This window comes from Humiphilus diazotrophicus (genome assembly GCF_059726315.1).
The window spans coordinates 7,455,879-7,470,556 of record NZ_AP040870.1 but is presented as its reverse complement, the minus strand read 5'-3'; the positions used below and the strand labels follow the sequence as shown (position 1 = coordinate 7,470,556).

The window sequence follows — 14,678 nt, the reverse complement described above, 5'->3', positions numbered from 1 at the left end:
GCCAATATTTTCGCAAATTCTCTCTACATTCCGGACACCCACCACTCATTTTGCGGCCTGATAACCACCTACTGCATCTCTTTCGTACACCACCACTTACAACTAAAGAGGTATATATCTTCCACCCTCTTTCAGCGAATTTAGAAAAGCTCTTTCATAGATACAAATTTTTCCTAAAGAACTCTAATAAAGGGCCGATAGGTGGAACAGTTCCCCAAAACCTAAACAGTTTCTATAACCGTATTCTGTTCGACCAGACTATCTGGAGCGAATAACAGATTCCCTTTTCCCGTGCTGCGCGGATCGTGGCGGAGAAACGATTTTGACCGAGAGTGTCGCACAAAATGGAGGCCGGGGAATATCTCTCCCGACGCTGCTTCTCGGCGTAGCAGGAGCAATCTCGATTCCCGTAGCCGGAGGGTTTACATATTTGAGCGGATCTCTGGCTGCTGGAATGCTTATTGCCGGAGCTCTGCTCAGTTTCAGGAGCAGCACCCGGAAGCATCACCCTTTGCCGGAAGCCATGAAAGCCGAACTCGAAGAAGAATCTCTCCAACTGCCTTCAGCAGAAGGAGAAGCACATAATCTCAACGATCTCTGCCGTGAGGTAATGCCTGTCTGGTGCCGCCAAATTGAAATGGCAAGGACACACACGGAAGAAGAGATCAATGCACTAACATTCCGGTTCGCAGAGCTCTCCCAGCGGGTGGAATCTACAGTCCAGGCCTCGCAGGAGTCGGCAGGAGGTAGCGAGGGAAGCAGCTTGATTGAATTGCTGAACGAGAGCCAGACAAAGCTCGATTCCATCATTCAATCTTTACGTTCAACCGTAGCCTCGCGCGATTCCCTACTCAAAGAAGTAGCTTCTCTGGGACAGATGGCAACGAATCTGCAGCGGATGGCTAAGGATGTAGGAGACATTGCAAAGAAGAGCAACCTGGTTGCTCTTAATGCCGCCATCGCAGCAGCTCATGCCGGAGAACAGGGACGAGGCTTTGCCGTTGTGGCTCGCGAAATTAGCAAGCTCTCTTCGCTCTCGGCTGAAACGGGCAAGAAGATTGAAGAAACAGTTAGAGTCGTGAGTAATGCCATCGGTTCGACGCTTCAAGTTTCACAACAGTTTTCACAGAAGGATGAAGAGATCATCAACAACTCGGAGCACTTGATTGAAGAGGTTCTAGCCAAGTTCCACTCGACCTCGACAGCGATTGTCAGCTCCGCACACAACATGCAGGAAGAAAATAAACAGATCGGGAATGAGATTTCGCAGCTCATCGTCTCTCTACAATTCCAGGATCGCGTAAACCAGATTCTCACTCACGTTCGAGAGGATATTGAAAAGCTCGAGCATCATCTTCCCGAGTTACGTCCGGAGCAGGACACAGTCGAAACACGCAAGCTTATCGATATTGGCCAGTGGGTATCGGATCTGGCCAACACGTACACCATGCCGCAACAGCACGCAGCACATCACGGAGAGGTAGTGGTCAATTCCGCCGCCGACTCAGATATCACCTTCTTTTGAGAAACGACTATGGCGAAAACAATTTTGGCTGTCGATGACTCCACTTCTCTGCGTCAGGTAGTCCAACTTGCTCTCAAATCCGCAGGCTATGAAGTCCTTGAAGCCTGCGACGGAAAAGATGCGTTAACGAAGTTCGATGGCCGCAAGATTCATCTGGTCATCAGCGATGTAAACATGCCAAATCTCGATGGAATCGGACTGGTAAAGGAGATTAAGAAGTTGCCGCTATATAAGTTCACTCCGGTCATCATGCTAACCACCGAAGCCAGCGACAAACGGAAACAGGAGGGTCAGGCTGCCGGAGCAAAAGCTTGGGTAGTCAAACCCTTTCAGCCCGCACAGATGTTAACAGCGGTCTCCAGACTGATATTGCCTTAGCCTCTAGAGATCCCGGCAACTCATTTCCCAGAGCATGCCGGGAACCATCTCTCTTGTTAATGCAATAACCATTTACACAACCTGAAGTATACAAACGACTCCAACAATCTCCCCGCAAGATACGTATGCGAGGGAAACGGGAAATCCTTGTCTTCGATTTACGAATCATTGCAGGGATTCCCGTTACCACGAATCACAAAGAGAGGCGACTATGGCGAACAGCATGACACCCCCAAACGAGCACTTATGGGTCTTCTTCCCCGGCGAACTAACAATCTACACCGCTGCTGAATGCAAAAAGCTACTGGACATAGCCTTTGAACAAGACAGCGGAGTCAATCTCGACCTTTCCTATATTGAATCCATCGATACCGCAGGACTACAGCTCCTGGTCCTCACAAAGATGGAAGCAATCCTAAGAGGAAAAGCATTTACATTGGCGCAGGTCAGTCCGTCCGTTGCCTCAGCATTGGAGATGAGCGGTTTGCAGACTTACTTCTGTAACGATCTCTACTCCGAACTCGAAGCTAAGGAAATAGCATGAACTTCGACGAGGTACTCAAGACGTTCGTGGTCGAGAGCCAGCAGTTGTTGCAAGAGATGGAAGAGGCGTTATTAAGGATCGAGAATTCGCAGCCCGATCCCGATATCGTCAACTCCGTCTTTCGCGCAGCTCACACCATCAAGGGCTCTGCCGGGCTCTTCGGACTTGAAACAGTAGTCAGCTTTACGCACGTGGCCGAAAGTGTATTGGATCGCGTGCGTAGCGGCGAACTTCCCTTCACCGAAGAGCTGACGGCACTGTTTCTCGAAGTGTGCGATCAGATCGGAGTCTTGGTACTGCAAACTTCTCAAGGTGAGAAGCTCGATACGGAAACGGCCCGCAAGAGCGAACAGCTATCCGCGCGTATGCAAGTCTATCTGGCCTCCGGTGAAAAACCGGAGGTCCTCGAAGCCCCGCAAACACAGTCATCGGCAGAAGAAGGACAATGCGCTGCAACCGAAAACTGGCATCTCTCGTTGCGTTTCGGACGAAATATCATGCGAAACGGTTTGGACCCTCTGGCCTGCCTTCGTTATCTGGACAGCATTGGAAAGATCGTTCACATCGTTCCCATGACAGGCTCGATACCACCGATGGCCGAAATGGACCCGGAGAATTGTTATCTCGGCTTCGAACTTAGCTATCGGAGTGATGCCACCCAAGCGGAGATCGACGAAACCTTTGACTTTGTACGCGACGAGAGCCGGATCAACGTCTTGCCGCCGCAGAGTGTAATCTCCGCATACAAACAGTTGATCACAGACCTACCGGAAGAGAACGGATACCTGGAAGAAGTATTTCTCCAATGTGGAACGCTCACGGCTGAGGAGTTACGGGACCGCCCGATTGAAGCTGCACAATCTTCCACTACAGATGGAAGCACAACCGGAGCAATCCAGGAAAAGACCGAAGCAACCGCGGCAAAATCTATAGCGACGGAAAACACGTTGATCCGCGTTGATGCCGCAAAGCTGGATAACCTGATCAATCTGGTTGGAGAACTTATCATAGCCGGAGCTGGGGTTAATCTTCTGGCCCGTCGTGAAGCAATTCCATCCCTGACAGAAGCCACCGGAGATCTTTCCCGGCTGGTCGAGAATGTGCGCGACTCGGCTCTAAATCTTCGTATGGTCCAGATCGGAGCTACTTTTAACCGCTTTCAACGTGTCGTGCGAGATGTCTCAAAAGAGCTGGGCAAAGATATTCGCCTCAAGATCGGCGGAGCCGAGACGGAATTGGACAAGACTGTCGTGGAGAAGATCGCCGATCCCCTCACGCACCTCGTCCGCAATTCAATGGATCACGGAATTGAGCCGGCCGAAACACGTCTTGCCCGAGGCAAGGCCGCTCAAGGAACTGTCTTTCTGAATGCCTATCACGATTCCGGCAGCATCGTAATTGAAGTCTCCGACGATGGTGGTGGACTCAATAAAGAGAAGATCCTCAGCAAAGCCATCGATCGCGGACTCATTCCGGAGGGAGCGAACCTTACCGATCGTGAGATCTATAACCTGATCTTCGAGCCGGGATTCTCGACCGCCGACCAGATCAGCAATCTTTCCGGCCGGGGCGTTGGCATGGACGTTGTCAGAAAGAACATCCAGGCATTGCGCGGAAGCATAGATCTTGAAAGTGTCCCAGGAATGGGCTCCACCATTCGCATTCGCCTGCCGCTAACGTTAGCCATCATTGACGGCTTCCTGATCGGTGTGGGCGGCGCCAGTTATGTTGTGCCGTTAGATATGGTCGTCGAGTGCATCGAACTGCCACGCGACTGCCAGGAACTTGAAAGCGGACACGATTATCTCAATCTACGTGGCGAAGTATTGCCATTCATACGGTTACGAGATCTCTTCGAGATCGATGACGAACCGGCGCGCAGGCAAAACGTAGTGGTCGTAAAGTATGCAGACAAGCGAGTCGGACTCGTCGTCGATCAATTGATGGGCGAGTTCCAAACCGTCATCAAGCCATTAGGGCAACTCTTCAGCCATCTGAAAGGGATTAGCGGCTTCACCATTCTCGGAGATGGAGAAGTATCTTTAATCCTCGATGTTCCCGGAATCGTCAGGCAAATAACAGGCATCGGCTCTCGAAATCCAAACCAGGCAACGTACGCGGAAGCGAACTAGCCAAAACGATCAAAGTTTCCAAGACTCTAGGAGAAAAAGTTGAATCATGAAAGTATCAAAGCAAATCGCGTTGTTTCTGGTCTCATCCTTCCTCGGAACGCTGCTCCTGGCCGGAGTAAGCCAACATATGCTCGGACTAGCGTGTCAGCAAACGGGAACAGCCTCCGGCGCAGGCTTTATCTGGATCGCAACCCTGCTGTCTCTCTCTGTAACCGGAGGTATCGGCTTTTGGTTTCATCGCAGTCTGAAAAGCCAGCTAGGTGGTGACCCCTCTCAGGCAACGCAGATCGCAAATGATATTGCTCAGGGTAATCTCTCCACGGAGATCCACACACAGCCAGGAGATAACAGCAGTCTTCTTTATGCCATGCGTCAGATGACAGGCACACTGAAAACCTTGATGGCAGATTTGAACCACATGTCCGCCGAACATGACAAGGGCGATATTGACGTCATCATGGACAGCTCCAAGTATCAAGGGGCTTATAAAACCATGGTGACCGGCGTCAATGACATGGTAAACGGCCACATCACGGTTAAGAAAAAAGCCATGGCCTGTATCAAGGAATTCGGTGAGGGCAACTTCGATGCTGCACTCGAACAGTTCCCCGGCAAAAAGCGCTTCATTAACGACACCATCGAAAAAATGCGCAGTAATATCAAGATCTTCATTGCCGACCTCAACAATATGTCCGTCGAGCATGACAAGGGCGATATCGATGTCACCATTGACGCCTCGAAGTTTCAAGGTGACTACCGGTTGATGGCCGAAGGCGTCAACATCATGGTCCAGGGCCACATCACCGTTAAGAAAAAGGCCATGGCCTGCATCAAGGAATTCGGCGAAGGCAACTTCGATGCCACCCTCGAACAATTCCCAGGCAAGAAGCGCTTCATCAACGACACTATCGAAAAGATGCGCAGCAACCTCAAGACCTTCATCGCAGACATGAACCACATGTCCACCGAGCACGATAAAGGCGATATCGACGTCACCATCGATGCCTCGAAGTTCCAGGGCACTTTCAAGGTAATGGCCGACGGTGTCAACAACATGGTCCAGGGCCATATCACCGTCAAGAAAAAGGCCATGGCCTGCATCAAGGAATTCGGCGAAGGCAACTTCGATGCCGCCCTCGAACAATTCCCAGGCAAGAAGCGCTTCATCAACGACACCATCGAAAAGATGCGCGGCAATCTTAAGACCTTCATCGTAGACATGAACCACATGTCCGCCGAGCACGATAAGGGCGATATCGATGTTACTATCGACGCCTCGAAGTTCCAGGGCGACTTCAAACTGATGGCTAACGGTGTCAACAACATGGTCCAGGGCCACATCACCGTTAAGAAAAAGGCCATGGCCTGTGTCAAGGAATTCGGCGAAGGCAACTTTGAAGCTCCACTTGAACAGTTCCCCGGCAAGAAGCGCTTCATCAACGACACCATCGAGCAGGTGAGGGACAATATCAAGGCCCTAATCGCCGATGCCAACCTGTTGGCGAGTGCAGCTGTAGAGGGACAACTCGACGTCCGTGCCGATGCGAGCCGTCACATGGGCGACTTCCGCAAGATCGTCGATGGCCTGAACGGAGTTATGGAAGCTATCGTCGGACCCGTCAATGAAATTACCCGCGTTATGGCCGCCATCGAAAATGGAGACCTCACTGAGACCATTGACAAAGAATATCGTGGACAGTTGCGCCAACTCTGCGAGAGCGTCAACAACACGGTTACACGTTTAGCACAGACGATTACGGAAGTCCGTGGAGCCGCAACAGCCTTGGCCAGCGCCTCCGAGCAACTAAGTTCTACTGCCCAGAGTCTAAGCCAGGCTTCAAGCGAGCAGGCAGCGAACGTTGAAGAGACCTCTTCTTCTGTCGAGGAGATGTCCGCATCGATCAACCAAAATACCGAGAACGCAAAGGTCACCGATGGTATGGCGACCAAAGCCTCTAAGGAAGCAGTTGAAGGTGGCAATGCCGTTAAAGAAACCGTCAGCGCGATGAAGAGTATCGCCGAAAAGATCGGGATCATCGACGACATCGCCTATCAGACCAACCTTCTCGCTCTAAATGCCGCAATTGAGGCAGCAAGAGCCGGGGAGCATGGAAAGGGATTTGCCGTTGTCGCTGCCGAAGTTCGCAAGCTTGCCGAGCGCAGCCAGGTCGCGGCAGAAGAGATCAGCGAAGTAGCCAAGAACAGCGTTGCTCTCGCCGAGCGTGCAGGATCGCTGCTTACCGAAATCGTTCCGAGTATCTCGAAGACCTCGGATCTGGTTCAGGAGATTGCTTCTGCATCGGAGGAGCAATCGAGCGGTGTAGGACAAATCAATACAGCAATGAGCCAGCTTTCTCTCATCACGCAGCAAAATGCCTCCGCCTCGGAAGAGCTTGCCGCTACGGCGGAAGAGATGAGCAGCCAGGCCGAGCAATTACAGGAAACCATGGGCTTCTTCAGGACCGACAAAGGTCTTGGAGGCAGAGAGTCCCATGCTCCACGGCAAAAGGTCTCCACAAGCTACAAACCGGAGCCAGCCTATACCGCACACACACCGAACAAGCCAGCGGCCTCACGGCATAGCGCCATTGCCCCGGCAGAATTCGTTCGATTCTAGGGAGGACGCATGAGAGAAAGCATTCACTCAGGATCGACAGCTCTTGCGGACGCTGAAGCAGACGTTAAGCAGTACTTAACCTTTTCGCTCGGCGGCGAAACCTTCGCCGTCGGCACCTTAAATGTAAAGGAGATCATCGAATACGGACAGCTTACGACAGTTCCAATGATGCCGGACAGTATCCGCGGTGTCATCAACCTTCGCGGCTCTGTGGTTCCGGTGATCGATCTCGGAGCACGTTTCTATGGCAAGCAAACGGAGATCTATCGCCGCACCTGCATCATCATTCTCGAAGTTGAGAATGGAGAGCGACATCAGGATATAGGAGTCGTCGTCGACGCCGTAAGTGCAGTACTGGAAATGGCCGATAGCGACGTCGAACCGCCTCCATCCTTCGGAGCAAAAATCCGCACGGACTTCATCGAAGGCATGGGCAAGATGAACAACAAATTTGTCGTCATCCTCGATGTTGGCCGTGTGCTCTCTGTCGAGGAACTATCGAGCTTCGCATCGATCACGGAGTAAGGACCTTTGAACGCAGAACCACTTCCTCTATCCGACAAAGAATTCCGGCAGTTCCAGAGCATGATCTATCAGACTGCCGGAATCAACCTTGCCGAAACAAAAATGTCTCTTGTGAGTGGCCGGCTGGCTAAACGTATCCGACATCAAAGCATGAAGAGCTACGGAGAGTACTTCCAGCTCCTGATGCGTGATCATGACGAATTCCAGACTGCTGTAGACCTGCTGACTACAAATGAAACCTACTTCTTTCGCGAGGAGAAACACTTCGACTTTTTGCGGGACAAGATCCTTCCGCACATTCGAAGCCAGGCCTCAATACGAATCTGGAGTGGAGCCTGTTCCAGTGGAGAAGAACCATACTCCATCGCCATGCTTCTACTAGAGACCCTCGGGCAACGCGCCTGGGAGGTTATCGGCTCCGATATCAGTACGCGTGTTCTGGATCAAGCCAATGCCGGACTTTACACCCTGGAGGAAGTCGAAGATGTGCCAAAGCACCTGCTCATCAAATACTGTCTCAAGGGCATTGGACCGCAAGAGGGGAAGGTATTGATCGATTCCGTTGTGCGTAATCGGGTGCGTTTTCTTCACCTAAATCTGAACGAAACGCTTCCCGCGCTCGGCGACTTCGACGTTATCTTTCTGCGCAATGTCATGATCTACTTCGACGTTGAAACCAAACGCAAAGTCGTACGCCGCGTGTTACAACAATTGCGCCCGGGAGGATACTTTATCGTCAGCCATTCGGAAAGTTTGAACGGAATCACTGACACTTTGAAGCTGATCAAGCCTTCGATTTATCAGAAACCCAAGTAGTTATCCCGTTGTGTTCCAAATACAGTTACCAATACAGGCACTACCGATCTTGTAAATTTAGAAGATTTTTGTTCCCCACAGGCTTAAAAGTAACGGAGGTCCCACAAATGTCACCCATTAAGGTTTTACTGGTCGATGATTCGGCCGTGGTACGCCAGGTCCTTACCGGCATACTCGCTGAGCATCCTGGCATTCAAGTCATCGGCACCGCGATGGATCCCCTCTTCGCTATGGAAAAGATGAAAAAGGAATGGCCCGACGTTATTGTTCTCGATCTGGAGATGCCGAGAATGGATGGCATTACCTTCCTCAAAAAGATCATGGAGACGCATCCCACTCCGGTGATCGTCTGCTCCACACTTACACAGAAGGGCACGGAGAGTTCCATGCAGGCTCTCGCTGCCGGAGCCTTTTCTGTCATAGCTAAACCAACCGAAGGATTGAAGCAATTCCTCACCGACACCGCCGAAGATCTGATCCATGCAATCAAGTCGGCCGCGCAATCGAATATGAAGCAGCTGCCTCGAAGGCAATCGATCCCTCAGGCCAAAGCATCGTCCAATGCAATGGCTCAAACGACAGATGTTGTCGTCGCCATCGGAACTTCGACCGGTGGAACACAGGCATTGGAATATGTTCTGAGCGCACTGCCTCAGGTCTGTCCCGGAATCGTAATTGTCCAACACATGCCGGAGAAATTCACTGCGGCCTTCGCCCAGAGACTCAACCAGCTTTGCGAGATCGAAGTGCGCGAGGCGCAGAGTGGAGACCGCGTGCTTCCTGGCCGGGCACTGATTGCTCCCGGAGGACGGCACATGTCTCTACGACGCAACGGGGCACAGTATCAAGTGGAGATCTCCAGCGGACCGCCAGTAAATCGTCATCGCCCGTCCGTAGACGTACTCTTCCGCTCTGTAGCGAAATATGCAGGGCGCAACGCTCTCGGCATCATCATGACAGGCATGGGAAATGATGGAGCCCATGGACTAAAGGAGATGAAGGATTCCGGAGCCTTTACCATCGCACAAAACGAACAAACCTGTGTGGTCTACGGAATGCCCAAAGAAGCAGTACTGCTAGGAGCGTGCCAGCAGGTTCTTCCCATTGACGATATCCCGGCAGCAATCATCGGTGGAGGCATTCGAACAGCTTAATTGGAAACAACTATTCGGGTTCTATCAGAGGAGTGACAAAAAACAAAGCTCTGAGCGAGGATAGAAAGAGGAGCTTTGTCGGCCTTCAAGCCCCTTCAGTAATGCTTGGTCGAATTAGTTTCGAGAGGAAGTCTGAATTAAGTTCTCTTGATCACCAGCTCGTCGTGTTGCTCTTTCTTATCTTCCTCCACCGCCCTGAAAGGAGAGAAGCTTATTCCCACATCGTTTTGGCTGTACAGATGGCCGAATTCGATTCGATCCCGCCCCGAGTGCTTTGCTGCATATAACAGATTATCTGCACGCTGCAGATAGTATTCGACAGCAGTTGTTGTTATCGTGTCGATAAATAGCGCACCGATGCTACAGGTCACTGGAATCGAAATCTCCCCGCATACTATCGGCGTGGCTCGAATAGCCTCGTGAACCGCAGAGAGCCGTTGCATACTCACTTCTTCAGTCAGGCCGGACATGACCAGGATGAATTCCTCTCCCCCATAACGGGCAGCAGTATCATCGGTTCGGATGTGAAATTGCAAACGCGAAGCAACTTCGCGCAGGACCATATCCCCGGCTAAATGGCCATACGAATCATTAACCTGCTTAAAATAATCGATATCTACCATGGCAAACACCAGGGTGCTCTTCTGATGTGAGGCTCGAATCAACTTGGTTCGAAAGATCTCGATTCCCGCATTTCTATTCCACAACTTCGTCAGACCATCCTTGGTTGCCTGTTCTTCGAGTAACTTACGCTTTAGAAGATATCGAACCCAGATGCGTACGAGGAAGATGAACGCCAGAAGAATTAGCAATAACATAGCCGTTTCTGCGGGCCACCGCTTCCACCATGGAGCGTAAATTGTAAAAGATACTGAACATACATCCGAGACGCGATGCAGTTCATCGTCGACGCTGCGCACTTCGAGTGTGTATGTACCTGGCGCCAGATTGGGATAGCGAATTATGCCATCCTCACTCGACGTCCAGACTTTTTCAAGCCCAACAAGACGGTATTGAAAGGTTATGGACGATTCATGAACATAGGTCAGAGAGGAGACCTTTGCCGTAAGCGTAGAATTATTCCAGGGAAAGGCCGAAGAGCCTGATGTCCCTAAAATTTCTTTTCCCATGGCGGCTTCTATGATCGGCTTTGGGAGAAAGTTCTCTTCAGGGCTTTGGCCTGCTGGCTGAAAATGGCTCAATCCATCGGCGGTACCAATCCATACACTCCCGTCACGATCAGCAAAGAAAGCATGCCGGTCCGTATCATCCCACAACAATCCGTCTTCGGTACTATAGATTCGCCAATTGTTTCCGCTATAGCGAATAACAGCGTTATCACTTCCAACCCAAACATTCCCTCGCGAATCCGCTCCAATAAAATTAACTATGTTAGATACCAGATCTCGTGAGGGAAACAACTGGAGATTTCCAGCTGTATTGTTTTCCAGCTTTAGACGTCCAAGGGTATCGTTTGCACTCACCCAAATCGCATGGTCTCCCGTTGCAGCAACAGTGTCGAGATCCAGCTTTGCCAAGCGGCTTGGTTTAGCAACCGTAGTCCATTGATGGTGAGAGTAGAGATATATCCTGTCGGCCGTCAGTGCAACAAGGTCGCCATTTTTATCTCGGGCTATGTCAATAACATTGCCTTGAGGGGACGCAGGATCAGACAGTTTATTGACGGCAAAGCTGTTTCCTGCTTTTTGGAGAATCGCAATACCGTCGCGAGTGGCTACCCAGAGATTACCATCTGGCACTCCCACAAGTTTCTGTAAGCTTCGTTCTGGCCCTACTGGGACTTCCGTTACTTGCAGTGTCTGAGGATCGATATAAAGAACTGCTCCAGACTCGCTCATAACCCAGATCCCACCATCACTGGTCTCAACAATCGTTTTCAGAAACACAGCGGAATGCAACTCTGGAGAGAAGTGCCGAAACCGCCGATGCGGCGGTGGGCTCATGAAAAGTCCCTCACGATTAGCTACCCAAAGGCGATCTTTACTATCGTGGAGGATGCCGTAAACCGATCCACCAATGATTCCTTCTTCTTCTGTCCAACTCTCCCATCTTCCATAGCCAAGAGCGCGAATGATTCCGTGCCCGGCCTCTCGCAGCCAAAGATTGCCTTCTCTATCCCCAATTAAAGGGAAGACCTTGCTTCGACTTTGCCGGTCAAACAAACCTACCTTTTGCCATGCTCGATCTTTCCACCAAACAATGCCTCCTTTTATCCCGACCAAAAGGCGACCGGAAGCATCTTCCACCATCGGGCCTCCATTGTCAGCGATAAGTTCGGAGCCGATCTCTCCAGTACGGTCTTCAAATTTCGAGCTGCCATGAGGAAGATAGAGAATATGTTTTTGACCCCGTACCCATATGGCGCCGTCCCTGGTTTGAACGAATCTTGTCCATCTGTCTTTCGGGATATAGGGAACTTGGGACCAACCGCCAGCCGCTTCGTTACCGATACGGCAGATGCCTTCATCGCAACCTATCCACAAAATACCCGTTATATCTCGAAAAGCACTTCGAGCCCTTCCTTCTCCCAGATGATCGCGGGCAAAGGGAGTGAGAAACCAATGCTTTTCTTGTGTATCTGGTGACGACTCATATCGCACATGCCAGAGGGTCTGCAAACTCACGAATACCGCCCCACCTTTCCAAGGGGCTAGCGAGGAGTTGCTTCTTACACCGCGTGTAATGCGACTATCAGGGAGGGTATAGAAATGCCCGTTCTTCCAGGCCGATACTCCAATCGCAGTTCCAATCCAGATTGTTCCTTCTTCATCTTGGACAAGATTGGTGATATTGGTATCCGCCAAGCCGTCTTTCGGAGTAAATCGCTGAAAGTGCTTGCCGTCATAGCGATACAGTCCATCTTCAGTTCCCACCCAGAGATAGCCCGTACGGTCCTGAATCATGCAGTTGACATCCAGATTCTTAAGCCCCTGGATTCTGCCATAGACTTTTAGCGGCACGTGCTGCCCCCAGCCCATTGTCAGGAAGCCAAACAGGGCGATCAGAGGGACACAACCCCGGAGAAACTTTGGTGACAGATTCACGTGCCACTATTATTGAGGGCATCTCCTAAAAAGAACAGGTTCTCTTTGGTTATGCACTTTTGTGTAATCCCAAAATGGAGGAGAGGCACTCTGCCGAGTCAGGTGGTGTAGAAGCTGGTATCTAAAATTGGGGGGCTGAACCATTGGACCGTTTTGGTTCGGTCAGTCGAATTCAGCTTGCAAAGCAGGGATGGAGCTATTTATCCAACCAAACTCAAAAGTACAGACTTCCTCGACCTAAAAGTGAGCACTGAAGGATACCGCACGGATATCCTTCAGGCCATAGATTCGGCAAAGGCTATCCGAAGACAACAATCGGCTGAAACAGTGTCCCGGCAACACGCTTCCCTATCGCCAAGAGATGTCTCTGCCCGACGAAGACCTTCACCAGCGGAGCCGTAGTGAACTCAGGCAAGTTCACCTGATTTCCATTGCGCACTCGTCCTTCAGTAACCTCATCCACACTCACGGAAGGAAACTCCGGCAGAATTCGCCGGGGATGCGGTAAGAACGCTTCCAGCTTTCCCTCACGAACCAGTGACTGCAAGCGTTCGAAAGAGATCGCCTGCTCAATCGAGAAGTCTCCGGCAGCCGTTCTCCTCAAACTGGAGAGGTGGGCTCCACACCCCAGATCGTTCCCCAGTTCGTGCGCAACGGAACGGACATAGCCACCGGCACTGACTGTCATAAGGAAACTGGCCGTGTCGCCCTCGAACGACTCGATACTGAAATGCAAGATATCGATCTTGGCGGGCTTCAGAGTCACAGGCTTCCCTTCCCGCGCCAACTGATAGGCTCGCTTCCCCTCTACCTTCTTCGCTGAGAAAGGAGGAGGCATCTGCTCCATCGGTCCATGGAAACGCTCCGCAGCCTTGCGAACTTCTTCCAGTGTCAGCTTGATCGGGTTAGGAGCCGAGGACGGCTGCCCGTCGGCATCATAAGTATCGGTAGCAAAGCCAAAACGGATGGTTCCGGAATAGCTTTTCTCAGCCTTGGAGAAAAACTGAGCCAATCGCGTATAGCGACCTAATAAAAGAGGCAGAACTCCAGTCGCCATGGGGTCCAAGGTCCCCAAATGTCCAATCGAATCTTCACCGGTCAGCCGCCGGACCTGGGTTACCACGTCCTGAGAGGTCATGCCGCCGGGTTTGTCTAAAATCAAAAGCCCGTTCACTTGAATAACTATACCGTTTTCAGAGAGATTGGGATCAACCATCCTGTGGATACAGTCTCAAGACACTGCAAAAACCAGTTTGGCATCGGCCAATTCACAGACCTGGAACGATTGCAGAGCTTTTGACGTATCCAGAGCAGACGCACTTTATTGCCCTCCAGGGAGGCACCCACTTGAATCTCCGACTCCAAACCGGCCTATTGATTGGTTTACTTTCGTCATGCGTTCTGCAGAGCAATCCACTGATTGCCCAAACAACAGCTGCACAGTCCCCGGCCCGCGAAAACAATGGCCAGCCCCCGGAGGAGCTCTTCCAAACCATCTCACGGCTTGATCATCAGCTCTTCGATGCGATTGACCGATGCGACATGAAAACCGAGGCCTCCTTCTGGGCCGATGACGCAGAGTTCTACCACGATAAAAATGGCTTAACGGTGGGCGGAGCGCAAATTGTCGATGCCATCAAGAACAACCTTTGTGGAAAGGTTAAGCGGGAGCTGGTTCCCGGCACTCTCCAGGTGTATAGCATCGCGGGTTATGGAGCGGTCGAGATTGGAGTTCATCGCTTCCTTCACCCCTGGACGCAGGACCACGGCGTCGTGGGAGAAGCAAAATTCATGCACATCTGGCGCTATAAAGATGGCACATGGAAGATTACTCGGGTGATCAGCATTGACCATCATCAAGCCGAGTAGGACATATCCGTGGCGCCTTCCTGCTTAAGTTGCTACATAAGCGCCAGAGAAAA

General features: G+C 51.3%; 11 protein-coding genes. 9 read left to right on the top strand and 2 right to left on the bottom strand.

Annotation, left to right across the window (positions count from 1 at the left end; genetic code table 11):
- Window positions 1-322 precede the first annotated feature (322 nt).
- The 8 genes from AC6I7T_RS29870 to AC6I7T_RS29835 all read left to right on the top strand — a co-directional run bounded on the left by AC6I7T_RS29870 (window position 323) and on the right by AC6I7T_RS29835 (window position 9,691).
- Window positions 323-1,525 (top strand): methyl-accepting chemotaxis protein, encoded by a 1,203-nt coding sequence (locus AC6I7T_RS29870; protein ID WP_497791522.1) that lies wholly within the window; start codon window positions 323-325, stop codon window positions 1,523-1,525.
- 9 nt (window positions 1,526-1,534) lie between these two features.
- Entirely contained in the window at window positions 1,535-1,903 is a 369-nt protein-coding gene (locus AC6I7T_RS29865; protein ID WP_497791521.1) for a response regulator, read from the top strand.
- 211 nt (window positions 1,904-2,114) lie between these two features.
- A complete protein-coding gene (locus tag AC6I7T_RS29860; protein WP_497791519.1) occupies window positions 2,115-2,447 on the top strand; it encodes an STAS domain-containing protein in 333 nt (110 codons plus the stop codon).
- Window positions 2,444-4,579: a chemotaxis protein CheA gene (locus AC6I7T_RS29855; RefSeq protein WP_497791517.1), complete on the top strand. Its 2,136-nt coding sequence runs from the start codon at window positions 2,444-2,446 to the stop codon at window positions 4,577-4,579. Before AC6I7T_RS29860 ends, AC6I7T_RS29855 begins: the two co-directional genes overlap by 4 nt.
- Window positions 4,580-4,625: 46 nt before the next feature.
- Complete coding sequence (locus AC6I7T_RS29850) at window positions 4,626-7,196, top strand: methyl-accepting chemotaxis protein (protein WP_497791516.1); 2,571 nt, start codon at window positions 4,626-4,628, stop codon at window positions 7,194-7,196.
- 9 nt (window positions 7,197-7,205) lie between these two features.
- The gene (locus tag AC6I7T_RS29845; protein ID WP_497791515.1) at window positions 7,206-7,721 is read left to right on the top strand and encodes a chemotaxis protein CheW; all 516 of its coding nucleotides are present in this window, start codon (window positions 7,206-7,208) and stop codon (window positions 7,719-7,721) included.
- A gap of 6 nt (window positions 7,722-7,727) precedes the next feature.
- Window positions 7,728-8,537 (top strand): CheR family methyltransferase, encoded by an 810-nt coding sequence (locus AC6I7T_RS29840; RefSeq protein WP_497791514.1) that lies wholly within the window; start codon window positions 7,728-7,730, stop codon window positions 8,535-8,537.
- A gap of 107 nt (window positions 8,538-8,644) precedes the next feature.
- Entirely contained in the window at window positions 8,645-9,691 is a 1,047-nt protein-coding gene (locus tag AC6I7T_RS29835; protein ID WP_497791512.1) for a protein-glutamate methylesterase/protein-glutamine glutaminase, read from the top strand.
- 137 nt (window positions 9,692-9,828) lie between these two features.
- Here AC6I7T_RS29835 and AC6I7T_RS29830 read toward each other — a convergent pair whose 3' ends face one another.
- Together AC6I7T_RS29830 and truB are read right to left on the bottom strand one after the other, a co-directional pair.
- Window positions 9,829-12,672, bottom strand: coding sequence for a diguanylate cyclase (locus AC6I7T_RS29830; RefSeq protein WP_497791510.1), 2,844 nt, complete (start codon window positions 12,670-12,672; stop codon window positions 9,829-9,831).
- 382 nt (window positions 12,673-13,054) lie between these two features.
- A complete protein-coding gene (truB, locus tag AC6I7T_RS29825; protein WP_497791509.1) occupies window positions 13,055-13,972 on the bottom strand; it encodes a tRNA pseudouridine(55) synthase TruB in 918 nt (305 codons plus the stop codon).
- Window positions 13,973-14,103: 131 nt separating this feature from the next.
- Here truB and AC6I7T_RS29820 point away from each other — a divergent pair, with 131 nt between their 5' ends.
- Window positions 14,104-14,625: a nuclear transport factor 2 family protein gene (locus tag AC6I7T_RS29820; protein ID WP_497791507.1), complete on the top strand. Its 522-nt coding sequence runs from the start codon at window positions 14,104-14,106 to the stop codon at window positions 14,623-14,625.
- Window positions 14,626-14,678: the final 53 nt, after the last annotated feature.

Coding starts and splice junctions, on each gene's coding strand:
- AC6I7T_RS29865 (WP_497791521.1), top strand. CDS start 1,535: ATGGCGAAAACAATTTTGGCTGTCGATGACTCCACTTCTCTGCGTCAG.
- truB (WP_497791509.1), bottom strand. CDS start 13,972: ATGGTTGATCCCAATCTCTCTGAAAACGGTATAGTTATTCAAGTGAAC.
- AC6I7T_RS29855 (WP_497791517.1), top strand. CDS start 2,444: ATGAACTTCGACGAGGTACTCAAGACGTTCGTGGTCGAGAGCCAGCAG.
- AC6I7T_RS29850 (WP_497791516.1), top strand. CDS start 4,626: ATGAAAGTATCAAAGCAAATCGCGTTGTTTCTGGTCTCATCCTTCCTC.
- AC6I7T_RS29835 (WP_497791512.1), top strand. CDS start 8,645: ATGTCACCCATTAAGGTTTTACTGGTCGATGATTCGGCCGTGGTACGC.
- AC6I7T_RS29845 (WP_497791515.1), top strand. CDS start 7,206: ATGAGAGAAAGCATTCACTCAGGATCGACAGCTCTTGCGGACGCTGAA.
- AC6I7T_RS29860 (WP_497791519.1), top strand. CDS start 2,115: ATGGCGAACAGCATGACACCCCCAAACGAGCACTTATGGGTCTTCTTC.